Raw genomic sequence first — 22,139 nt, 5'->3', positions numbered from 1 at the left:
CTCATCGCCAAGATGGACGACTACATGATCAAACGGAACGAGACCGCCCGCCCCTTCAAGTGGACCTACGCCGCCAGCCCCCTCCAGGAAGCCTGAACCCCCCTCCACGAACTTTCGCGGAGCAGCAATAGTGCTGGGCGAGGAGGAACTGACAGCCGACGATTCCCCAGAGCAGGCCGGAGGGGCGGAAGCGCCGCATCAGATAGAAGGCCACGCCCGCGATGAAGTACGGGGAGTACTGGGGGATCGCGAAGAAGTGCAGCAGCCTGAAGTCGGTGGAGGGCGCCACGACACCGGCGACCGTCCACAGCCCGATGAACACGACGCAGTTGCGGTACGTGACCCCGATGCGGATCACGAGGGCGAAGAGCGCGTAGAACTTGAGCTCTTCGAAGAGGGTCCAGTACGCGTGGTCGAGGTGCGGAACACCGATCCCGCCCTGGAACATCGTGAAATTGACCAGAACGTCGGCCCACTCGTCGATGCGCCACAGCTCGGGCAGCATCCACAGCACGAACGTCGTGAAGGCGATGCCGGCCCAGTACGCGGGAAAGAGCCGCGAGATGCGTGATGTGGCGAAATCGCCGACCGTACGGCCCCAGGCGCTCATGCAGATGACAAAGCCGCTGACGATGAAGAAGATCTCGACGCCGAGCCAGCCGTAGAGCGCGAAGGGTCGGAGCGCGGGGAAGAGGTGCTGCGTACCGCTGAGCCCCCAGGCGGTACCCAGCGCCACGTAGTGGTACAGCACGACGACGAGCGCCGCGGTTATTCGCACCGCGTCGAGCGCGTAGAGCCGTACCGGCGCCTGGCCGCCTGTTCGTATACCGGCCATGTGACGGCCGCCTCCCCTGCAATTCTGTGGAACTGGTCAACGGGGACCGTACAGGTTTCTCACAGGAACAGCAGTCGGCGCCCCCGTCGGCAGGTGAGGACGACAGCCGTCACCCACACCCCCGGCCCACCGCCCGCCTCGCGGCGCGGGCCGCCCGCCCGGCCGGGCGCGGCTATCCTCGCGGCATGGCTTGCCGAATCAGCGAACTCGTCATCGACGCCGAAGACCCCCAGCGACTGGCCGCGTTCTGGTGCGATGTCCTCGACTACGTCGAACTGGGTCGAGAGGCCGACGGCAGCATCGAGATCGGCCCGCCGGGCGTCGGGTTCGGCGGCGCCCAGCCAACCCTCGTCTTCAACGCCGGCCGCGACCCCCGGAAGGGGAAGCTCCCGCTGCACATCGACGTCAACGCCACCGACCGCGACCAGGACGCCGAGCTGGACAGGTTGCTGGCGCTGGGGGCGGTGCCCGTCGACATCGGCCAGACCGGCGAGGAGAGCTGGCACGTCCTGGCCGACCCCGAGGGCAACGAGTTCTGCCTCCTGCGCACCCGACTGAAGCCCCTCTGACCCTCCCGCCCCTCCCACCCCGCCCACCCCGGCGTGAGAGTTGGGGCCGACCGGGACGCTTTCGTGGCGATCAGGCGCGAAGAACTCCCCCATTCACGCCGGCGGGGACGAGCGCCGCGGGCGGAGCGTCCGCCGCGCCGGCCCGGTCCGGTTCGAACCCCTTGACGATGAGGCGGACGGCCAGGGCCACCTCCCAGGCGAACACCGGGACGGCCAGGGCCGAGCCCGTGACCGAGACCTGCTCGTAGGCCCCGAACATCACGGCCACCGCCGAGGCACAGATCAGCGGGCCGCCCACCAGCCCCAGCACGGCGATGAACCGCGGCACGAGCCGGGAGCGGTACATCACGTACGCCAGCAGCGCCGTGTTCAGGCCCAGGGCGACGTTCGGCCCGAGCAGGAACGTCCAGTCGTGCAGGGCCACGAGGGCCCGGTCGGCAGCGGCGGCGCCCTCGACGCCCACCGCTTCCCGTCGCAGCGTCACGAGCGTCAGGACGCTCAACACGCCGACCGTGATGATCACGGCCTCCAGGAGCCGCAGGCAGGCGTACCCGAGCGCCATCCCCTCGTACCGCCTCCTGACGACGGGATACAGCGCCGCTCCGGTCCCCGTGACGGCAGCCACGAGGACCAGTTCGCACAGCGCCCCGAGGAACGCCGAGCCGGCCGCGCCGGGACCGAGGGCCCCCGGCGATCCGTCCAGGACGGGCCGGTAGAGGGCCAGTCCGCCGATCGCGGCGATCTCGGTCACCAGGAACAGCACGCCCGCGGCCACCGCGGTCCTTCTGTCTGAGCTCATGTTCGGTCCTTTCGACCAGGGAGGTGTACGCCGTACACCTCGCGATCACGGTAGGTGTACGGCGTACACTCGTCAAGTGGGGGTACGGATCCACCCGATGACCCACCCCGATCGCCTGATCGCCCGATCGCGAGGAGAGAAGAGATGGCACATCAGCCGGAGGCCGGGCGCCGGGCGCCGCTCAACCGGGAGCGCGTCCTGCGGGCGGCCATCGCGCTCGCGGACGGCGGCGGCATCGAGTCGCTCAGCATGCGCAAGCTCGCGCAGGAGCTGGGCGTCGTACCTATGGCCCTGTACAAGCACGTGCCCAACAAGGAGCAGCTCCTCGACGGCATGGTCGACACGGTCGTCGCCCGCATCGACCTCCCGGCGAGCGGTTCCGGCTGGAAGGACGTGGTCCGTGGGCGTGTGCTCTCGGCCCGCCGCGAACTCCTGCGGCACCGCTGGGCGGCGCAGGTGATCGAGTCGCGCACCGGGCCGACCCCGGCCGTGCTGGAGTACCTGGACTCGATGATCGGGACGTTCCGCGACGGGGGCTTCTCCGTCGACCTCACCCATCACGCGATGCACGCCATGGGCAGCCGGCTGCTGGGCTTCAGCCAGGAACTGTTCGACGACTCCGGGAGCGCCGACTCGAACACCGACCCGGACGGCGGGGCCGAGGCACGCGCGGCAGGGGCGGCGATGGCGGCGCGGTACCCGCGGATCGCCGAGCTGGCGGCGGGGGCCGCCCATGACCCGACGTCGGTCGTCGGCGGCCGGCGCTGCGACGATCAGTTCGAGTTCGAGTTCGCGCTGGACCTCCTCCTGGACGGGCTGGAGAAGCTCCACGAGCGGGGGTGGACGTCCACCGGATCATCCGGAGCCGAGGCCGGTACCGAGACGGGGGCCGGGGCTGGGGCCGGACCCGGGGAGTGACGGCGAAGGCGGTCGGCAGGCGCGCCCCGCGGATGGACCACGGCCGGCGGCCGGCACCGTCCCCCTCGGTGCCGGCCGCCGGGTTCTCGGGTCAGCGGCGGGCGTGCGGGAAGCTCACGCCCTGGAGCGTGAACTGGTTCTTCGCGTCGGTCAGGTTCTTGTTGAGGTACGGCGAGTAGGTCTGGACGCTGACCGTCTTCGCCGTCGGGTTGAATTCGAGGATCCTGAAGTAGCTGTTCGGGCCGAGCGTGCCGGGGTTCTGGTAGTCGGCCTGGATCTGGTGGACGGTGTTCCCGTTCACCCCCTTCTCCACGATCACCCCCTGGTTGACGTAGTGGCCGGAGAACACCATCGTCACGTTGGGGTGCCGGCTGACCAGCTTGGTCCAGAGCTTCTGACCGACGCTGTCCTTCGTCGTGCCGTTCTGGTAGGCGTGGGTCACGATCATGACCTGGCGGTCGGGGTACTCGGAGATCACCTTGTTGCCCCAGGCGATCTCGGCGTCGGTGGGCGCGTACTTCAGTGCGAGGATGAGCCAGTTCGTGCCTCCGGCCGAGAACACGTGGAAGCTGTTGTCGTTCTGCGTGGCCGGGTAAGTGCCGCCGAACGACGGCAGGTTCGCGAAGGCGCTCCGCGGGAAGTTCCGGTTGAACGCCACCGCGTCCCGCACCACGATCGGGTTCTGCCCCTTGGGCATTGCGTCCATGTCGTGATTGCCCACGGCGAGGATGTACGGGGTCGCGCCGTTCAACTGCCCCAACGCGCCAGTCGCGTTGGCCCACTGGGTCGACTGGTCGGAGTCGTCGACGATGTCACCCTCGTGGATCGCGTACTTGATGTTCCGTGCGACCGTGTTGTCCTTGATCCATTTCCCTTGGGCGTTGAAGGCCGCCGGGAAACTCTCCGCCGAGTACTGAGTGTCGGGGAACACCACGATGCTGAACTTCTCCGGCGCCTTCACCTGCGGCGCGGACCGGTCGGCGGCTGTTGCGGGAAGCGCTACGAGGCTGACCGACAAGGCAGCCGCGACAACGCCGAGTACCCGTGCCCTGAAACGCGTCATCACCATCTCCGTAGACGTCGAACGGGCGGTCGCCTCACGATGGCAAGGGCGTCCGGCCGTCAGATGTCGACAGGGAAGTCGTGGATGAACGGCTCGCGGCGAACAGGGAGAAGCGTCGGCGAAGGACGTTCGTCAGTCAGAACGCCCGCTATTGGGCACGGATATGGCCTTCAGCAGGAGGGCGGCATTCTCGTCGCGCCGTACGAGGAGGCCGAGTTGTTGGCACCGGCAGACCGTCCGATGCGGGGCCGCATGCCGGGGCACGGCCGGGGCGGTTCCAATTCCGGCGTCACTGCGGCCGGTTCCGGCGTCACCGCGGCCGGTTGTGGGCGTGCGCTTCGGCGGTCGCCTTCAGCTCGCGCAGCCATGCTTCGAGTCCCTCGCGCAGGACCCTGGTGGCGGTGGGGACGTCGGCTTCGACCTGGGCGCCGGTGTGGGTCTCCTCGGTACTCACGCGCACGCCGCCCTTGACCTTGGTCAAGTTCCACACGTGGACGCCGTCGATACGAAGGCCTTCGCCGATCGCGGGGCCGGTCCAGCGGATGCAGGCGCCGTGCTCGATCTGCCGGACGGTGGAGGTGATCTCCAGACTCGTGGCGGGAGTCGACGGGTTGGGCGGTACACGATCTCGCTCCGGTGCCGGACGAGGGCGCTCGGGTCGACACCCTTTCCGCGGCAGGTGAGGGGCTTGCCGGGGCGGGGCTCGTGGGAATCGACCGCTGCGGCAGGTCCGGCGGCCGTGCCGAGCAGGCCGAGGACGAGCGGGACGGTGGAGAGGGCGGTGCGGATGCCGGTGACGTGCATGCCGGACATGGTGATCTCCTCTGTCGGTCGGGGGCAGTGCCGCCTGTCGAACGGGGCGGCGCGCGCTCCCCCCTCCATGAGAGATAGAGGCTCACGTGTTAGTTAGGAGTTATAACGGCATACGAAGCGGCCGGTCAATGGCATCGTGATACCTTCTCGCCAACCCTTGAGGGCGTAGCTGCGCGCACGGGACGGTGACAGGACATGGCGACGACGGACGCGAACACCCCGCGGGAGCGCTACCGGGCCCAGGTAAGGGCGGAGATCACGGAACGCGCCTGGGAGCAGATCGCCACGGCGGGGGCGTCCGCGCTCTCCCTCAACGCGATCGCCAAGCAGATGGGCATGAGCGGACCGGCCCTCTACCGCTACATCGCCAGTCGCGACGACCTGATCACCGAACTCGTCCGGGGGGCATACCGAAGCCTCGCCGATGCGCTCGGCGAGGCTTCCTCCACCGGTGCCGATCTTGCCGGGCTGGCTCACACGCTGCGCGGCTGGGCTCTGGCGGACCCTCAGCGGTACTTCCTCGTCTACGGCACCCCGATCCCCGGCTACCAGGCACCCGCAGACACCCTGACCATCTCCTCCGAGATCATGACGACCCTGCTCGACGCGTGTACGGCACTCGCCCCGGGCAACACCACGACGTCCTTCGGCACTTACCTGGGGGACCACCGGAACTGGGCCGCCGGAAACCCCGCCCCACCCGAGGCCTCCACCGGTTCCTGACGTTCTGGACCCGCCTGCACGGCGTCCTGTCACTGGAGCTCGCCGGGCATTTCGCGGGCATGGACCTCGACCCGGCCCTGCTCTTCGCGGCGGAACTGGAAGACCTCCTGAAACCTCGATCCTGAGTCATCCCGCCCCGCCCTACTGGTCCGCACCTCCCTCACTCATTCTGGTTCTGCTGGTTCCGGTTGTTCCGGTTCTGGTGGTTCTGGTTCTGGTTCTGGTCGTTCTGGTTCTGGTCGTTCTGCGTCGTGTCGTCCTGCTTCTCGGTCGACTCCTTGAAGCCACTGCACTCCGTGCGGTCATTGCCTTGCGACACCGTGTACTTGGCGTTCTCCACGTTCATCATCTGGAAGCCGCCGTCACCGCCGATGGTGAACGAGCCTCCCGCGGCGGTCGGCGAGGACAGGAACGCGGACCCCGGTGTGAAGCCACCGCCCGACAGGTGCACCTTCCCGTTGGGGAAGACACCCGAGATGGAGCACGTGGCGGTGGGGGCGGCGGCAGCCTGACCCCAGGCGAAGGCGGCCGGGGCGGCGAGAAGCGAGCCGGCCATGGCGGGGACGAGCAGGGCGCGGCGTATGCGTCGGTTCGACATGGATCCTCCCGAAGGAGATGTGAGGGCAGCGTGGCGACGGGGGCCCGACCGCCTGCGTCCGGCGCAGTGCGGCGGCCCTCCTGCGGGGCCCGCGCTCCTCGACCTGCCATCGGCCACCGGTGAGCGGCAAACGAGGCCACGAGGCAGCGGGGCGGAATCGGTCCGTCCGTCCCATCCTCCCCTGCCGGGCCGATGGTGTCGATCCCGCACGGGCCGCTACCCGCACCGCACGCCGCGCCTCCCCCGAGAGTGCGTACCCGACCCCCGTACCCGACCCTGCGTACACATACGTGCGCCGACAGCGGTCGCCCTCGCCCTCCTGTGGCACGAACCGGCGGTACCGGCCGCAGCCGATGCGAACGGCCCTCCGGCTCTCCTGCGGGGGCCTGGCCGAAGACCGTGCCGGCGCCCCACTCGTTCACCTTTCATCGCCGTCATTCCGATATCCGGGCGCCGTCTGTTTCAATCAGCCGTCAAGTGGCGGGAAACGGCCGCTCTTTGCCGCGCCCAGACCGGCGAGGAGAGCCGCGCGCCATCCTTCGTGCCTCGCTTGACCGGCGGGGCCCGAAGAGGATCCCCGGGCAGTTCCGTCCGGGGCCTGACCGCGGTGAGGGGAGCCGACGTGGTGTCCGTGGGAGAGAGACTGATCAGGACGCGGGAGCGCGCGTTCATAGGCCGGGAGAGGCAACTCGGCACGTTCGAGGCGGCTTTGGCAGGCGATCCGCAGGCGCCGTTCACGTTCTACGTGTACGGGCCGGGCGGCATCGGCAAGTCGACGCTGCTGCGGCGCATGGCGGACCGGGCCCGTGCGGCGGGCCGGCCGCTCGTCGAGCTCGACGGTCGGTTCGTCGAGCGGGACCCGGCCGACTTCGAGCGCGCCGCCGACGCCTTCGTGAGCGTCCCGGGCACCGTCCTGCTCGTGGACTCCTTCGAGCACTGCCAGTGGTTGGAGAGCCGACTGTGGCACCACTTCCTGCCCCGTGCCGCCGATGACGCACTGGTCGTCCTCGCCGGCCGGCACGCCCCACAGCCGCAGTGGACCGCCGACCCCGCCTGGTCACCGCTCCTGCACGTGACCGAACTGGAGCCGTTCTCCGAGGACCAGGCCCTCAGCCTGCTGGTGGCTGCCCGGATCAGGCCCGAACTGCGTGACCCCGTACTCCGCTTCGCCGGTGGCAATCCGCTGGCCCTGTCCCTCGCGGCCGCGTCGGGATCGACCGGCTGCGCCCAGGAGGACATCTGGGCGCCCTCGGCGGACGTCCTGCGCACCCTGTTGGCGGGCTTGATCGGCGAGGTGCCCACGGCGGCCCACCGTCGCGCCCTGGAGGTGGCGGCGCAAGCCCGCTCGACGTCCGAGGAACTGCTCACCACGGTCCTGCCGGAGGAGGACGCCCATCGGCTCTTCTCCTGGCTGAGGGACCTCCCCTTCATGGAATCCACGCACCGGGGGCTCCACCCGCACGACGCCGCACGCGAGACGCTGGCCGCCGACCTGCGCTGGCGCGCGCCGAACGCCTTCGAGGCCATGCGCCGCCGCCTCGCCGACGAGTACCTGCGCCTCCTGCGCGAGGCACCCGATGAGCAGGTGTGGACCGTCACCGACGAACTCTTCCACCTCTTCCGGGAAGGGAAGACCCTGGCCCGGCTGCGTACCTGGTCCCGCGAGGACGAGGTACACGACCGTCCTCTGCACCCGGACGACCTCGATGCCGTGTTGCGCATGGCCGAGGAGACCGAAGGCCCCGCCTCCGCGGAGCTGGTCCGCTACTGGGCTCGGCGCCAGCCGCAGGCCTTCAGTGTCTACCGCCTCGTCAACACGGGCCGGATCGTGGCGTTCACGGCCCGGCTGGCCCTGTCGGCCCCTGCCGACCCCGAGGACCTGGCCACCGATCCCGTCGTCGCCGCCGCGTGGCAGCACACCGAGGCCACCGCGCCGGTGAGCCCCGGCGAGCACATCGGCGTCAGCCGCTTCTCGGTCTACCCCGAGCGGTACCAGGTCCCCTCGCGCGTCATCGACCTGAGCAGTTCCCGCGCCCAGGCGGAGTCGGCCCGTGCCCGTGGTCGGGCCTACGGCTTCGCCGTGTACCGGGATGCCGAGACCTGGGCCGAACGCGTCAAGGGCACCCTCGCCGACACCGGCGCCCGCCCGCGGGTCGGCGCGTACACGTACGGCCTGTTCAGCGTCGACTGGCGCCGGATACCCGTGGAGGCGTGGCTCCAGAGCTTCATATCGACCACCGAGGAGCCGGTCTCGCCCGGGCCGTCGCCCATCTCGCGTTCCTTGTTCGACCGGGCCGTTCGGGAGGCGTTGGCGCACTGGCGTGATGCCGGGGCCTTCGCCGCCTGCGCCCTGCTGCGCAGCCGTCTCGCGGCCGACTTCGGTGATCCCGTCGCCGAGTTGCGCGCCCTGCTGCGCCGGAGCGTCGACGATCTCGCGCAGGACCCGCGCGGGGTGCGCGCCCGCGAGGCCCTGGCGGCGGGCTACTTCTCCGGCGCACCCACCCAGGAAGCCGCCGCGCGCCGCCTCGGTCTTCCGTACGGCACCTACCGGCGCCACCTGCGCCAGGGCCTGGACCTGCTGTGCGAGGACTTGTGGCAACAGGAGCTCGACGGCCCGCGAGCACGGTAGGAGGGCGGGCACGCGCCTTCCGCGGGAGGGAGGGCAGGCGCAGGTCTTCCACGGCAGGGAGGGCCGATCGCGCCTCCGGGGCCGCGCCCGGGTGGACAGGTGCGGACAGGAGTGGACAGTCGTCGCCGGCGGCGGGTCTGGATAGTGGACAGCGCCCCGCAGGAGGCTGTGGCCATGAACCTCCCCCACCCCACACAGGCGGTAGGGGCACCGCCCGCGGCCATGTCTCCGCGGGCGGGGCGCCGCCCCCGGGCGGCGGCCGGGCGGCGGACCCGCCCGGTCGCCGCCCGGCGCTGATCGGCCGCCTCGCCCGCCTGAACACGCCGCTCCGGCCATTCCCTGGCGTATCGCCACGCACTCCGAAGGAAACTCCTGCCATGACCGCCAACAAGCCTTACCTGACAGGCCACTTCACCCCCGTCGTCAACGAGGTCACGGCCACCGACCTCACGGTCGAAGGAACCCTGCCCACCGAGCTGACCGGCCGGCTGTTCCGCAACGGCCACAACCCCAAGCCCGGTGTCACGCCCACCCACTGGTTCAAGGGCAGCGGCATGGTCCACGGCATCCGGCTGCGCGAGGGCCGCGCCGAGTGGTACCGCAACCGCTGGGTGCACACCCCCGCCCTGGACGGCGCCCCGTACATGACGGAGCGCGGCCCCGACCTGACGGCCAGTGCCGCCGGTACCCACATCATCGAGCACGGCGGACGGCTGCTCGCGCTGTGTGAGGCGAACCTGCCCTTCGAACTCACGCGGGACCTGGAGACGGTCGGCGCGTACGACTTCGACGGCAAGCTGCGGACGGCGATGACCGCGCACCCCAAGGAGGACCCGGTCACGGGCGAGCTGCACTTCTTCGGGTCCTCTCCGTTCCCGCCCTTCCTCGTGCACTACGTCGCCGACGCCAAGGGCGAGATCACCCACACCGCCGAGGTCCCGGGGGCGACCGCCTCGCTCAAGCACGACTTCGCCATCACCCGCCACCACGTGGTCTTCGTCGAGGGCAACGTCACCTTCGATCCCACCGACCACTCCGGCATCCCGTACGGCTGGAGCGACCAGCAGCCCGCCCGCATCGGTGTCATGCCCCGCGGGGACGACGACGCCGGGAAGGTCCGCTGGTTCTCCATAGAGCCGGGCAACATGTTGCACGTCGCCAACGCCTACGAGGACGGCCAGGGCCGCATCGTCCTGGAAGGCCCGACCGTGGACCGTGAGGGCTTCCGGCTGTCGTGGAACTGGTGGATCGGCGCGCCCGGGCGCGGCAGTGAGCCCGTCGCCCGTTCCTACACCCGCCGTTGGGTGGTCGACTTGGCGGCGGGCACCGTCGACGAGCAGATCATCGACGACCTGCCCGTGGAGTTCCCGACCCTCAACGAGGAGTACCTGGGCGCCGAGAACCGCTACCACTACGCCATCTCCTTCCCCGACGAGAAGGGCTTCGGTGGCTACGGAGTCGTCAAGTACGACCGCACCACCGGCGCCCGCCGCATCCACCAGGTCGGCGACGCCCGCATGCCCGGCGAAGCCGTGTTCGTTCCCGCCGACGGAGCGACGCGCGAGGACGACGGATACCTGCTCACCGTCGTCTCCGACCTCAAGCAGGACGCCTCGCAACTGGTGGTCCTCGACGCGTCGGGCCTCGACCGGATCGCCACCGTCCACCTGCCCCACCGGGTGAGTGCCGGACTCCACGGCTCCTGGGTGCCCGACAGCGCGGCCGACGGATTCACGGGCTGACCGGACAGGGAACCCGCGACGGGACGGCCGACTGCCGGTGACCGGCGGTCGGCCACCGGCAGTCGGCAGTCGGCTGTCGGCTGTCGGCTGTCGGCTGTCGGCTGTCGGCTGATGGCGGTCGCTGCGCACGCGCCCGGTACACGTCTCGGGTCGCGGGCCCGATCATCCCCGCGTCTATGCTGCCGGGATGATCAAGCCGATTGAACTCGTCATATTCGACTGCGACGGTGTGCTGGTCGACAGCGAACGCATCGCGGCCCGCGTCCAGGTCGCCCTGGGCGCCGAGTTGGGTTGGCCCCTCACCGGCGAAGAGGTCGTCGACCGGTTCATCGGCCGCTCGCACGCCTCCATGCGCGAGCAGGTCGCCGCCCGGCTCGGCGAGGAGACGGCGTCGATCTGGTCGGAGCGGTTCGAGCAGCTGCATCGCGAGGCCGTGGACGCCGATCTCGCCCCCGTGGAGGGACTGCCCGAGGCCCTCGACGCCCTCACCCTGCCGACGTGTGTGGCCTCCAGCGGATCGCACGACAAGATGCGCCACACCCTGGGCCGTACCGGCCTGTACGAGCGCTTCGCCGGCCGCATCTACAGCGCCACCGAGGTCGCCCGCGGCAAGCCCGCCCCCGACCTGTTCCTGCACGCGGCCCGGCAGAGGGGAGTCGATCCCGCGGCCTGCGTGGTGGTCGAGGACAGCAGGCCCGGCGTTCAGGCAGCCCGTGCGGCCGGCATGCGTGCCTTCGGCTACGCGGGCGGTCTGACGCCGGCCGCACGCCTCGAAGGCCCCGGCACCACCGTCTTCGACGACATGCGCGCACTCCCCGCCCTCATCGCCGGTCAGTAGCCGTTACGGCGCCTCTTCTGCCTCGCGGCGGTGGATCAGTAGTGTCGTCATCGCTCTTCACCCACCCGACGACGCAGGCCCTCGAAATGTGAGGCGAGGCGCCGAACTCGCGCTCCGGTGCGGTGTTTCACCGACGTGGAGAGCGCGGAGACGAGCGCGGCGAACGAGACGAGGCAGGGAGTGGTCGGGGGCATGAGCACCGCATCCGAGCGTGGGCATGGGGGGTCCGAGCCGGGACACGGCCGGTCCGAGCCACACCTGGGCGTGATCGTCGGCGAGCGGCGCCGGCTGCTCAATCTCGCCTACAGGCTGCTCGGTTCGTCGGCCGAGGCCGAGGACGCGGTCCAGGAGGCCTACACCCGCTGGTTCGCACTGTCACGGCAGCAGCAGGAGGCCGTCGCGTCGCCCGGAGCCTGGCTGACGACGGTGGCGGGCCGGATCTGCCTGGACGTGCTCGGTTCGGCGCGGGCCCGGCGCGAGCGCTACGTCGGCCCGTGGATTCCCGAGCCGCTGCCCGACCGTACGGAGTGGATCGGCGGGCGCGCGGGCGACGGAACCGGGCCGGCCGACCCCGCCGACCAGATCGTCCTGGACGAGTCGGTGGACATGGCCTTCCTGGTCGTACTGGAGTCGATGACGCCGGCGGAACGCGTGGCGTTCATCCTGCACGACGTCTTCCGCTACCCCTTCGCCGAGGTCTCCGCGATCGTCGGCCGGACGCCGGCGGCCTGCCGACAGTTGGCGTCCTCGGGCCGTCGACGCGTCGGTGCCGTGCGAACCCCGGCGGCTCCGGCGGCCGCGCAGGCGGGTCTGGTTCGGCAGTTCAAGGAGGCGTGGGAGGCCAAGGACATCGAGGCCCTCGTCGGTCTCCTCGACCCCGCCGCGACGATGACCGCGGATGGCGGGGGCCTCGTGGGAACCGTCCTGCGCCCGGTCGAAGGCGGCAGGAGCATCGCCCAGTACCTGATCCACATCGCGGCCAAGGCCCCCGGCCTGACGCTCCTGGAACGAACGGTCAACGGCCGGCCCGGCCTGGTCGCCCAGCACACCGGCGTTCCGGTGACCGTGGCCGCCTTCGACGTCACCGGCGACCGCGTCAGCCGCATCTGGGCGGTCCGCAACCCCGAGAAGCTCCGTGCCTGGACCGGCGGCGAACCGGCCTGATCGGGCGCCACATCCGCGATGACAGCCCCGGCGGTCGGCGTCGCCGACGAAGCCGAACCCTGGCAGCGCGCACGCGATCCGCCTCCCCGGCTCAGGGGAGGCGGACTCGGACAACCGGGCGCCCGCCACCGTGACCCGGGCTCACCCGCGGCCCGCAGACCGCGATCGGTCGCTGTCATCCGGCCGCCGGCGCGCGAACGATGTTCCGGGCGGCGTCCAGGGCCTGCTCGTGGACGCTCCGGACCGGGCGGGTTCGGTCCTGAAATCAGGTCGACCTTGATCGTCTCGTCCGGTACGGTCGCGGAATTGTTTTCACTGCCGGGAGGGCGTGCGGTACACGTGCGGCCTCCCCGGCAGTCACCAGGCTGAGAGCAGGTTCCTTCATGGCATGTCGTATCAGTGAGCTCGTACTTGGTTGCCGCGAACCCGAGGTGCTGGCGCGGTTCTGGTGCGAGGTCCTGGACTTCGTCGTGCTCGGCCGCGAGGACGACGGCTCGATGGAGATCGGGCCGCGCGAAGGGTTCGGCGGCCTGCAGCCGACGCTGTTCCTCAGCCGCAGGGACGAGCCGGAGAAGGGCAAGTCCCGACTGCACATCGACGTCAATGCCACCGACCGCGATCAGGACGCCGAACTCGAACGCCTCCTCAAGCTCGGCGCCCGTCCCGCCGACATCGGCCAGACGGGCGAGGAACAGTGGCACGTGCTGGCCGACCCCGAAGGCAATGAGTTCTGCCTGCTCAAGGCCCGCCTCGAAGTTCTCTGACGCTCACATCCGGCGCGCGTGCGGTGGTCGTGGACCTCGCGACCACCCCGACCACGCCGCCACCGCCACCGCCACCGCCACCGCCACCGCCACCCACCGTCGCATGATCGCACTTTGGTCCCGTGCCGCCGCTCCCGTTCACACGGGACGGGCGAGTTGTTCGCGCACCCACCGCGGATCCGGGTTGACGTGCGGCCGGCCTGCCACGATGACAGTCGGCACGGTCTCGTTGCCCTCGTTGGCCGCCCGGACCGCTGCCGCGCCGTCCGGGTCACGCCAGATGTCGACCCAGTGCAACTCTCCGGCACCACGGCCCCATCGGATGCGCAGCCGGATGCAGTACGTGCAGCCCGACCGCCAGAAGACGATCGGACGGCCGTCGACCGCGCTGCGGCGTTGCGCCTCGGGAAGGCTGACCGGCTTCGGGAAGACCAGGGGCGAGTGCATGGCCGCGAGTAGGACGAACACCAGCAGCAGTACTGCGGCTGCCCCGGGAGCACCCCGGAAGAGCACCCCGGCCGCGAGGACCAGACCGCAGAGCATGAACACCATCGACAAGCCCCAAGCGCGCCTCATGACGACGAGCCTATCGGCGGGCCGAACCGCCCCTCTCACCAGGCTGCTCACGCAGGGACACCATCGAGAAGAAGGACCCCGCGACTACGCGACCGGGCCCGGGAGTTGGGTCACGGTGCCGGAGCCGGCGGCGCGCCCGCGGTACCGAAACGCGAAACGCCCGCCGTCATCCAGGGCGACGGGTTCGTCGAGGGTGATGGTCACCTTGGACCCGTGGAGTGGCCGCACCGTGTCGAGGCGCTGAGGCAACGTCACCGTCCCCCACACTGCGGCGCATCGGATGTGGAAGCACAGGCGTTCTCCTGACACCACCTCCGCGCCGCCCTGCTCCTCGGACAGCACGGCGATGTCCGCGGTGAAGCGGGTGTGGGCGCTGATCGACCCGGGTGCCGCGAGCACTTGTCCTCGCTCGACCCCGTCCGCCGCGCCACCGCGCAGCACCACGACCACGTTCATGTCCGCGCTCGCCTCCACGGCCGGCACGCGGCGCACGAGGATGTCCTCCACCCGGGCGGTCCCGCTGCCGCCCAGGCCAACGATCTCCACGTCGTCACCCGTGTGGACCCGCCCCTGCTCGATCCGGCCCGCCAGCACGACCGTCCTGCCCCGGTGCCGCTGAAAGACGTCATCGACGCACATCAGGAACGGTCTCTCCGCCACCGGCTGCCCTGCCCCTCGTTCCACCCGCGAATTCCCCGTGCTTCCCGTGCTTCCCGTGCTTCCCGTGCTTCCCGTGCGGTCGCTTTCCCCAGTCGCACCGGGGAGCGCGGGGCGCTGATGGACAACCACTCGACACGCCGTACGGGGCGCTGGTACCCCTCCCCCGCCGGAACAGTATCGGTCGGGGACGCCCAGGCCCCCGACCTGCACCCCCGGCGTCCCCCGCCCGGGCCGCCGGGCATGGGCGGGGGACGCTCGGAGGGATCTTGGCAGGGGCCTCGGATGGTGAGAGTCTGACGATCATGAAACTCCTCGTCATCGGTGGGACCGTTTTCCTGGGCCGTGCGCTCGTCGACGAGGCGCTCCGGCGCGGCGATGAGGTGACGTTGTTCAACCGCGGGCAGTCGGGCCCGACGCCTTCCGGCGTGGAGATGGTCCGGGGCGACCGTGAGGACGAGGCCGCCTTGCGTGCGCTGGTGGCGGAGCGAACCTGGGACGGCGTGATCGACACCTGCGGGTTCGAGCCCCGTACCGTGCGGCGGTCGGTTCGGGCACTGACCGGGCACGCGGGGGTGTACGCGTTCGTCTCGTCCTTCCATGCCTACGGGGACTGGCCCGCCAAGGGCGTGGACGAGACCTTCCCCCGTCACGCGTGTGACCCGGACGCCGCGCCGGACGACGTGCCGTACAACGCACTCAAGGCCGGATGCGAGCGGGCGGTCGAGGAGGGTTTCCCCGGCCGCGCTTTGATCGTCAATCCCGGCATCATCGTCGGTCCCGGAGAGAACGTCGGGCGCCTCCCCTGGTGGTTGGAGACCATCGCGCGGGGAGGCCGTGTACTGGCTCCGGGAACCCCGGACCGTGCGATGCAGCTCATCGACGCCCGTGACATCGCCCGCTTCCTTCTCGATCGGCTCGCCGAGGGTGCCTCCGGCCGGTACCTGACCACGGGCGTGCTCGGGAACACCACCATGGGCGAGCTGTTGCGGGCCTGTGTCGACGCCACCGGTGCCGACACCGAACTCGTGTGGGCCGACGAGCCGTTCCTCCGGGATCACGACGTGGCGCCGTGGACCGAGGTTCCGCTGTGGGTGCCGGACGCTCCCGAGTTCTCGGGCGCTTGGACCGCCTCGTCGGCCAAGGCGCTGGCGGCCGGTTTGCGGTGCCGCCCGGTCGCCGAGACCGTCACCGACACGTGGCGGGCACTCCATGACGGTGGGTATCCGCAGCCCAAGTACCTTCAGGGAGAGGTTCCCGTCGGCTTGGACAAGGACAAGCACGACGCGGTCCTCGCCGCGTGGGATGCCCGCGGTGCGCAGGTCTGAGGCGGGCCGTTCACCGCGGCGGTGACGACGTCGTCCGACATGTGGGGCACGGCGCTCAGGTCGAGGCCCTGCCGCACTCGGCACACCACTGCGGCACCCCCGGCGCCGAGCACCTCGCCGTCCTCGCCGTCATGGGGGCGCGGTCCCTCGTCGGGTGACGGGAGATCGCACCGCTCAGCGGGCGGCGTTGGTCCTTCAGTGGTGCCGGGTCATGTGCGCGAGGGTCTGTTCGGCACTGTCGGGGGCGAAGGCGCCGTCGATGCCTTCGGCAGCTCCTGCGGCGGCTTCGATGGAGCGCGGCAGGAGGACTTTCTCGTACGCGGTGACGGCCTGATCGATGGTGGGGTGGTCGACGAGGGCCTGGGCGAGGTCGGCGCCGTCGAGCATCGCGAGGTTGGCGCCCATGCCGGAGAAGGGGGACATGAGATGGGCGGCGTCGCCGAGGAGGGTGAGGCCGGGGGTGGGGTCCCAGGCGTGCGGCACGGGCAGCGCGTACAGCGGGCGGTTGGTGTAGCCGGTGTCGCTGTCGGTGATGAAGCCCAGCAGGTCGGTGCTCCATCCGCTGAACCGGTCGAGCAGGGCGGCACGTACGGCGGTGGTGTCGGTCGGGTCGAGGTCGGCGTGCCGGAGCCACTCCTCGTCGACGCGCATGCCGATGTAGATGCGGATGTGGCCGCCACTGTTGCGCTGGGCGACGAACCCCTGGTTGTCGTCGAGGGCCATCATGGTTCCGTTGCCGGTGAGTTCGGCGAGTGCGGGGTGGCAGGTGTCCGCGTCGTCGAGGCCTGTTTCCACGAAGGTGACGCCCCTGTAGAGGGGCGTGGCGTCGGACAGGAGGCGGCGGACCTGGGATCAGGCGCCGTCGGCGCCGATGACGAGGTCGACGTCGGCGGTGATCCCGTCGGTGGTGATGGCCTCGGCGGTGATGGCCTCGGGCGGGATCGCGTCGAACAGGACGCGTCCGTCGCGGCCGACCAGGCGCATCTGTTGGCCTTCGGGACGGGCTCGGGCGAGGAAATCGTCCAGCAGTCCGGCGCGGCGCAGGGCGTGTTGGCCGGATCCGGGGTGCATGTCGAGGGTGCCGCCCTGGTCGCGGGCGGTGCGGGAGGCGTCGAGTTCGTAGATCGTCGCGGTGATGCCGTGCTGTCGAAGGACGCGGGGCTGCGTCACTCGTCCGCCCTGGCCCGGGTCATCGCGGACGAGAGCGGCCTTCCCGCCGACGATCCCGGCTGCGCCGCCCTGGCCCACTTCACCCTCGAAGCACCCCGCGCCGCCCACGGTCAGGACGATGCCCGCCAGGCCCTCACCCGAGCCTTTGACCTGCTGGAACACGGGTGGCCGGATCAGCCGGGCCCCGCCGATGAGATTCGGTGCCCGGTCGGACGGCGCGGGGCGCCGCGCCGCCTCGACGGAGCGGGCATCCCTCGGACCCGGAATCACGCGGGCAGGGAGGCGAGCCAGGCGGTGAGGAGGGTGTTGACCTCCTCGTGGCGCTCCTGCTGGATCCAGTGGCCGCAGTCGTCGAGGATGTGCGAGGAGATCAGACCGGGCAGGGTCGTGGGGTAGGCCCGGATCGCTTCCGCCATCCAGGTGGTCGAGGCGTCCAGCGCCCCGCCGAGGAACAGGGACGGCTGGGTGAGGGGCTTGCCGCGGAAGTCGGCGAGGTCCTCCCAGTCCCGGTCCATGTTGCGGTAGCGGTTGAGCGCACCGCCGAGTCCGGTCCGTTCGAACTCACCGCCGTAGAAGTCGAGTTCTTCCTCGCCGAGCCACTTGGGCAGCCGGCCAGCCGGGAACCGGTCACTCAGCGTCCCGCCGCGGCTGACGAAGTGCGGGTCCGGGGCGCCGGGTTCGGGCATGGTCTCGGCCGAGAAGGCGGCGTAGAAGCCGGCGAGCCACCCACGGACGTCGGGTTCGATCTCGGCTTCGGCCCGGCCGGGCTGTTGGAAGTAGGAGACGTAGATCTCCTCGTCCCCGCCCATCCCTGCGAAGATCTCGCGGGGCCGCGGACCGCCCGGCGGCGCGTACGGAACGCTCAGCAGCCCGACCGCGCGGAAGACGTCCGGCCTGATGAGGGCCGAGTGCGCGGCGATGGCCGAGCCCCAGTCGTGTCCGACGATGACCGCAGTCTCCTCGCCGAGCGCCCGCACGACGGCGACGGTGTCCTCGACCAGGTCGAGCATTCCGTACGCGGCGACGTCCTCGGGCCGGGAGGAACGTCCGTAACCGCGAACGTCCATGGCCACCGCGCGGTATCCGGCCGCGGCCAGCACGGGCAGTTGGTGCCGCCAGGAGTACCAGGACTCCGGGAACCCATGCACCAGCAGCACCAGTGGCCCGTCCCCCTGCTCCACCAGGTGGGTCCTGCCGGCGGGAGAGGCGACCACACGATGGGTGGCGCGCGTGACCTGGTCGGGCTGCGACATGGATTCCTCCGGGCTGTCGATCGATCCGCAAGCGGCACGTGCGCCACTGACCGGTACGGGGGCGAGCCGCGGTCGGGGGCGCAGGCCGATCATGCCGCTGCCGTGGAGGCCGCCGCGACTCCTGTTGCCGCCTTGGCAACACCCGATCCGGGCCCCACGCGCGCCTCCGGCACGAACACGCACGCACCGGGGCCCGTTCGCGTCCGGGGCCGACCGCGGGATCGCACGGGCCGTACTCACTCCCCCGGCAGCAGGTCCCGCAGCCCGGTCCGGAAGGTCGGGCAGTTCAGGAGGGACGGATGCCGACAGGTGAGGGCGTGACTGATGCGCTCGCGGGCCTCACGCATGGCGGCGATGCGCCGGTCGAGCACGTCGATCCGTCCGGTGAGGTACGGGCGCACCTCCCCGGGCGCCGCGGGGAGGAGTTCCTTCGGCTCGCCGAGGGAGAAACCCGGAGCACGTCCGACTGGCGCGGGCGGAGATCGCCCGGCGCGGTTTCACCGGACGGATCTCCGTCCTGCCCGGCGCCGCCGAGGACGTCCTGCCCGGACTCGACGGCGGCGCGTACGACCTCGCCTTCTTCGACGGGTTCACCCCGACACTGGCGGTCGTGGAGGACCTGTACCGGCTGCTGCGCCCTGGCGGAACGCTGCTCGCCGGCAACCTCGTCCTCGGTCCGGCGCCGGCGGTGACCCGCCACCTGGCCGATCCCGCCGCTGGCGCACGCATCCCCTCGGGGAGAGCGCGCTGTGCGTGAAGCTCCCCTGAGCACCCGCTTCGAGGTGTCCGCCGGCCGCAGTGTGGTCCTGCGGTCGGCGGACACCTCGCCCCCCGTCGCCCGGCCGTCACCGGCTACGCGGTGCCCGCCATGCTGGCGAACACGACCACGTTGCTGTCGTAGTAGTGCTTGTTCGGGTCGAAGTCGCCGCCACAGGTGACCAGGCGCAGGCCCGCGTGGTCGAGGTTCTTGTAGACCTCGACCGTGGGGAACTTGGCCTTCGGGTACTCGGCGACCCGGTCCACCTTGAACGTGACCGTCTTGTTGTCCCGCCGGGCCACCTTGATCGTGTCACCGGCCTTCATGGTCTTCAGCTTCTCGAACACGGCCGACGCGCCGTTCCACGTGACATGGCCGGCGATCACGGCCGGCCCCTGGGAACCGGGGGTCGGACCCGGCTCGTACCAGCCCGCGAGGTCGGGGTTCTTGGGGGTCTCCATGGTTCCGTCCGTCTTCTGACGGAGCGTCTCCAGGGAACTGGACAGGCCCAGGGACGGGATCGTGATCTTCTGCGGCTCCGAGCGGGCCAGGGCGGGCTTGGCACCGGCCGCGCCCGTACCGTTCTGCGACCCGTCGGCGGGCGCGGTGTGGTGGCCGCCGGTGGAGGGCTTTGCGGACGGCCTGCCTCCGGTGGCGGCGCCGGCCGGTGCCCCGCCCTGCGCGGCCTGGCCCTGCCCGGCCTGCCCGGCGGGGGCTGCGGGGGGCGCCGCCGTGTCCTCGCCGCCGCACCCCGCAAGGAGCAGGGTGGCGAGGGCGGCGGCGGCCAGCGGGACCGCGGTCCTCCTGCGTCGGCGCGGCCGCCCGGTGGAGGCGGCGGGCACGCGGACCTCGGCGGGCTTCACGCGGCCTTCCCGGTGTTCTCCGTACGGACGGGGACCAGGGCGGCGCGCCTGCGCCTGATGGCCACCGCACCGGCCATCGCGGCGGCGGCGGCGAGCGCCGCCCCGGTCATCGTCGTCGCCGACACCGACGCGCGCTGCGGAGAACCGCCGCCCGTCTCGATGCCGCCGACGGGAATGGATCCCACGGACGCTCCCTTGACCTCTCCGCAGTTGGTCGGGGCCGTCGCCTCCTGGGGCAGCTTCGGGTCGAGTTCGCTCTTGCCGGCGCCGTCGAAGTCGTACTTGTCGTCGTTGTTGCGGTCGATGCCGTGCTGCACGACGTGCAGGTCCTTGATGTGGTCGACCACATCCTGCCCGACGGTGATCGTCCGGTTGTAGGAGAGCTTGCCCAGGTTGTCGGCGACGGGCATGCGCTCCACGGCGAGACCACTGGTCGCCTTGGTGTCCCCGGACGTGGTGAGCGAGATGTTGATGTCGCCGTAGTCGACCGTGGCCTCGGTGTTGCTGAGGATCCCGTCGCCGTCGGTGTCGTCGCTCGCGTCCGGGCAGTGGAAGTCGTGCCCCTTGGTCGATCCGTGCAGGTGCTGGGCCGACGGCTGTCCGGGCACCATGCCCTCGGACTCAATCTGCACGGTGAGTTGGTTGCCCTTGAGGCTGAGCATGACGGTACCTCGGGAACCGGAGTCGTTCAGCTGTGCCAGGTCGATCTGGTATGCCTTCCCACCCTGCGCGAGGGCTGGGCCGGAGAGCCCCAGGGTCAGGAAGACGGCGGCGGGCACGGTGGCGAGCACCACGAGGCGACCAGTTCGCTTGACTATCACATTCGCTCCTGCTCCGTGTATTCCCTGGAAGGGAATCGCAGATCGTACGGGGATGAGATGATCCCCCGGAAAGGGTCTCGCTGGTTCTTCGGGGCCCCAACGCCCTTGGATTGGTGATTGGTTGAGAATTTTTTCGAAAGTTCGGCGATCCGTGCCGGGCCTGCGGGAATGTCCTCGAAAGGGTGGGTACGACAACTCTCCGTCGCCTCGGAATCACCCGGCCGGACGCCAGGGGGCAGCACTGAATGGAGGTGGGGCAGCGCCGAATTGAGGCATCGCAGCCTTGCGCATGAATGCGCACGGAAATCGCCGGACGGCCGGTTATGCCTCGTATGCGGACAATGCCAGGCGCCGGATCTTGCGGGTATCGCACCGTCTCACGGCATCAGGTCTCGGCCCTCTTACGGCTCTCTTCCGCCTCTCGCCGAACCTCGTCACTCACCGTCGAGAAAGGCTTCGTCCGCTGTTACGCGACGGCCCGCGGCGCGGCCGAGAGCGGCCCACCGGTCATCCAGATGCGTGACATCTCGTCCGCCACGACCGGGGATCCGGCGGCCTCGCAGAGCATTTCCGAGAGCACGAGGATCCCGTGCGCGGTGCGCCTCGGCTCCCTGTTCCGGTGCAACCAGAGGACCGCGTTGTTCATGGGGCGGCGCCCCAGGGTGAGGCTCGCTCGCCTCACGTCCGCCGCCCTCTCCAGGGCGGAACACCCTCCGGCGAACGGCAGGGCTTCCGCTCGGCGGATTCCCGGTGGCGCGACCGAGTCCCGCACATGACGGAAATGCGCCTCGGGCGGAGCCTGACCGTCCTCGTAAGTGTTGCGGAATCCGACGATGCGAAGACCCGCTTTCTGCGCCCGGAGCTCGATGAAGAGCTCGATGAACAAACCCCTCAGCTGAATGCGTACGGGAAGGTACCGCATCCTCCCTTCACCGTGCCCCACCCGTCTGGTAAACCCCTGCGCCTTCGCCGCTCTCGACCGGATGGTCAAGGCGAGAAGGCGGTACGCGTCCACCGATGCGCTCTCCACGGAGAACGACACGGGTTTCAACATGGCGGCACACATCAGGTTGCGGAGCCGGAACTCGGACCACCCAGAGGGAAGTCGACCGCAATCGGTTCGATCCTGCTGCACTCACCCTCGATCCACCGCGTGATCTTTGATCACGCGGTGTGATTGCTTTTGTGGTGGGTTTCCGGATTCGGGCAGGCCGGTATCCCGGGTGGCCGTCCCGGTGGCGGGTTCTCCGAGGTTCTTT

At 70.5% G+C, this 22,139-nt stretch carries 22 protein-coding genes and 2 pseudogenes; 10 read left to right on the top strand and 14 right to left on the bottom strand.

Annotated elements, in window-relative coordinates:
- Positions 1-55 precede the first annotated feature (55 nt).
- Positions 56-835 carry an acyltransferase family protein gene (locus OTB19_RS35900; protein ID WP_267802935.1) on the bottom strand — a complete coding sequence of 260 codons (780 nt, stop codon included), beginning with the start codon at positions 833-835 and terminating at the stop codon, positions 56-58.
- A gap of 185 nt (positions 836-1,020) precedes the next feature.
- On the opposite strand from OTB19_RS35900, the gene OTB19_RS35895 reads away from it, so the two are divergent.
- Positions 1,021-1,404, top strand: a complete 384-nt coding sequence (locus OTB19_RS35895; protein ID WP_267802933.1) for a VOC family protein — start codon at positions 1,021-1,023, stop codon at positions 1,402-1,404.
- Positions 1,405-1,474: 70 nt separating this feature from the next.
- Here OTB19_RS35895 and OTB19_RS35890 read toward each other — a convergent pair whose 3' ends face one another.
- Entirely contained in the window at positions 1,475-2,203 is a 729-nt protein-coding gene (locus OTB19_RS35890; protein WP_267802931.1) for a DUF4386 domain-containing protein, read from the bottom strand.
- Between the two features lie 144 nt (positions 2,204-2,347).
- Between OTB19_RS35890 and OTB19_RS35885 the strand changes: the two genes are divergently transcribed.
- On the top strand, positions 2,348-3,121 hold the full coding sequence (locus OTB19_RS35885) for a TetR/AcrR family transcriptional regulator C-terminal domain-containing protein (protein ID WP_267802929.1): 774 nt from the start codon (positions 2,348-2,350) through the stop codon (positions 3,119-3,121).
- 91 nt (positions 3,122-3,212) lie between these two features.
- On the opposite strand, the gene OTB19_RS35880 is transcribed toward OTB19_RS35885, so the two are convergent.
- On the bottom strand, positions 3,213-4,184 hold the full coding sequence (locus OTB19_RS35880; RefSeq protein ID WP_267802928.1) for a metallophosphoesterase: 972 nt from the start codon (positions 4,182-4,184) through the stop codon (positions 3,213-3,215).
- A gap of 310 nt (positions 4,185-4,494) precedes the next feature.
- A pseudogene (locus OTB19_RS35875) lies at positions 4,495-4,997 on the bottom strand (polyketide cyclase /reductase).
- A gap of 195 nt (positions 4,998-5,192) precedes the next feature.
- Between OTB19_RS35875 and OTB19_RS35870 the strand changes: the two are divergent.
- A pseudogene (locus OTB19_RS35870) lies at positions 5,193-5,845 on the top strand (TetR/AcrR family transcriptional regulator).
- A 35-nt stretch (positions 5,846-5,880) separates the two neighbouring features.
- Here OTB19_RS35870 and OTB19_RS35865 read toward each other — a convergent pair.
- Complete coding sequence (locus OTB19_RS35865; protein ID WP_267802926.1) at positions 5,881-6,318, bottom strand: hypothetical protein; 438 nt, start codon at positions 6,316-6,318, stop codon at positions 5,881-5,883.
- A 625-nt stretch (positions 6,319-6,943) separates the two neighbouring features.
- Between OTB19_RS35865 and OTB19_RS35860 the strand changes: the two genes are divergently transcribed.
- The 5 genes from OTB19_RS35860 to OTB19_RS35840 all read left to right on the top strand — a co-directional run bounded on the left by OTB19_RS35860 (position 6,944) and on the right by OTB19_RS35840 (position 13,455).
- Entirely contained in the window at positions 6,944-8,947 is a 2,004-nt protein-coding gene (locus tag OTB19_RS35860) for an AAA family ATPase (RefSeq protein WP_267802925.1), read from the top strand.
- Positions 8,948-9,324: 377 nt separating this feature from the next.
- Positions 9,325-10,689 carry a carotenoid oxygenase family protein gene (locus tag OTB19_RS35855; protein WP_267802924.1) on the top strand — a complete coding sequence of 455 codons (1,365 nt, stop codon included), beginning with the start codon at positions 9,325-9,327 and terminating at the stop codon, positions 10,687-10,689.
- Between the two features lie 187 nt (positions 10,690-10,876).
- Positions 10,877-11,527, top strand: a complete 651-nt coding sequence (locus tag OTB19_RS35850; protein WP_267802923.1) for an HAD family hydrolase — start codon at positions 10,877-10,879, stop codon at positions 11,525-11,527.
- Between the two features lie 192 nt (positions 11,528-11,719).
- Complete coding sequence (gene sigJ / locus OTB19_RS35845) at positions 11,720-12,691, top strand: RNA polymerase sigma factor SigJ (protein WP_267802922.1); 972 nt, start codon at positions 11,720-11,722, stop codon at positions 12,689-12,691.
- 383 nt (positions 12,692-13,074) lie between these two features.
- Complete coding sequence (locus OTB19_RS35840) at positions 13,075-13,455, top strand: VOC family protein (protein WP_267802921.1); 381 nt, start codon at positions 13,075-13,077, stop codon at positions 13,453-13,455.
- 138 nt (positions 13,456-13,593) lie between these two features.
- Here the strand turns inward: OTB19_RS35840 and OTB19_RS35835 are convergent, their stop codons facing one another.
- Both OTB19_RS35835 and OTB19_RS35830 read right to left on the bottom strand, forming a co-directional pair.
- The gene (locus tag OTB19_RS35835) at positions 13,594-14,031 is read right to left on the bottom strand and encodes a hypothetical protein (protein WP_267802920.1); all 438 of its coding nucleotides are present in this window, start codon (positions 14,029-14,031) and stop codon (positions 13,594-13,596) included.
- An 84-nt stretch (positions 14,032-14,115) separates the two neighbouring features.
- The gene (locus OTB19_RS35830) at positions 14,116-14,691 is read right to left on the bottom strand and encodes an EF-Tu/IF-2/RF-3 family GTPase (protein ID WP_267802919.1); all 576 of its coding nucleotides are present in this window, start codon (positions 14,689-14,691) and stop codon (positions 14,116-14,118) included.
- 302 nt (positions 14,692-14,993) lie between these two features.
- Between OTB19_RS35830 and OTB19_RS35825 the strand changes: the two genes are divergently transcribed.
- Positions 14,994-16,016 carry an NAD-dependent epimerase/dehydratase family protein gene (locus OTB19_RS35825; RefSeq protein ID WP_267802918.1) on the top strand — a complete coding sequence of 341 codons (1,023 nt, stop codon included), beginning with the start codon at positions 14,994-14,996 and terminating at the stop codon, positions 16,014-16,016.
- Positions 16,017-16,211: 195 nt separating this feature from the next.
- On the opposite strand, the gene OTB19_RS35820 is transcribed toward OTB19_RS35825, so the two are convergent.
- From OTB19_RS35820 to OTB19_RS35800, 4 genes are all read right to left on the bottom strand, one after another.
- The gene (locus OTB19_RS35820; RefSeq protein WP_267802917.1) at positions 16,212-16,811 is read right to left on the bottom strand and encodes an FAD-dependent oxidoreductase; all 600 of its coding nucleotides are present in this window, start codon (positions 16,809-16,811) and stop codon (positions 16,212-16,214) included.
- Positions 16,812-16,868: 57 nt separating this feature from the next.
- Positions 16,869-17,456 carry a hypothetical protein gene (locus tag OTB19_RS43790; protein ID WP_420716979.1) on the bottom strand — a complete coding sequence of 196 codons (588 nt, stop codon included), beginning with the start codon at positions 17,454-17,456 and terminating at the stop codon, positions 16,869-16,871.
- The gene (locus OTB19_RS35805) at positions 17,453-18,439 is read right to left on the bottom strand and encodes an alpha/beta fold hydrolase (protein WP_267802915.1); all 987 of its coding nucleotides are present in this window, start codon (positions 18,437-18,439) and stop codon (positions 17,453-17,455) included. Before OTB19_RS35805 ends, OTB19_RS43790 begins: the two co-directional genes overlap by 4 nt.
- 236 nt (positions 18,440-18,675) lie before the next feature.
- Positions 18,676-18,840: a hypothetical protein gene (locus OTB19_RS35800; protein WP_267802914.1), complete on the bottom strand. Its 165-nt coding sequence runs from the start codon at positions 18,838-18,840 to the stop codon at positions 18,676-18,678.
- Between the two features lie 65 nt (positions 18,841-18,905).
- Between OTB19_RS35800 and OTB19_RS35795 the strand changes: the two genes are divergently transcribed.
- A complete protein-coding gene (locus OTB19_RS35795) occupies positions 18,906-19,196 on the top strand; it encodes a class I SAM-dependent methyltransferase (protein WP_324290574.1) in 291 nt (96 codons plus the stop codon).
- A 95-nt stretch (positions 19,197-19,291) separates the two neighbouring features.
- Here OTB19_RS35795 and OTB19_RS35790 read toward each other — a convergent pair whose 3' ends face one another.
- From OTB19_RS35790 to OTB19_RS35780, 3 genes are all read right to left on the bottom strand, one after another.
- On the bottom strand, positions 19,292-20,059 hold the full coding sequence (locus tag OTB19_RS35790; protein WP_267802913.1) for a class F sortase: 768 nt from the start codon (positions 20,057-20,059) through the stop codon (positions 19,292-19,294).
- Positions 20,056-20,880 carry a hypothetical protein gene (locus tag OTB19_RS35785; protein WP_267802912.1) on the bottom strand — a complete coding sequence of 275 codons (825 nt, stop codon included), beginning with the start codon at positions 20,878-20,880 and terminating at the stop codon, positions 20,056-20,058. Before OTB19_RS35785 ends, OTB19_RS35790 begins: the two co-directional genes overlap by 4 nt.
- A 466-nt stretch (positions 20,881-21,346) precedes the next feature.
- Positions 21,347-22,015 (bottom strand): ribosome-inactivating family protein, encoded by a 669-nt coding sequence (locus OTB19_RS35780; RefSeq protein WP_267802911.1) that lies wholly within the window; start codon positions 22,013-22,015, stop codon positions 21,347-21,349.
- Positions 22,016-22,139: the final 124 nt, after the last annotated feature.

The organism is Streptomyces sp. H27-H5 (assembly GCF_026627505.1).
In the GTDB taxonomy this organism is placed as follows: domain Bacteria; phylum Actinomycetota; class Actinomycetes; order Streptomycetales; family Streptomycetaceae; genus Streptomyces.
This window is presented reverse-complemented; position numbering and strand designations above follow the sequence as displayed.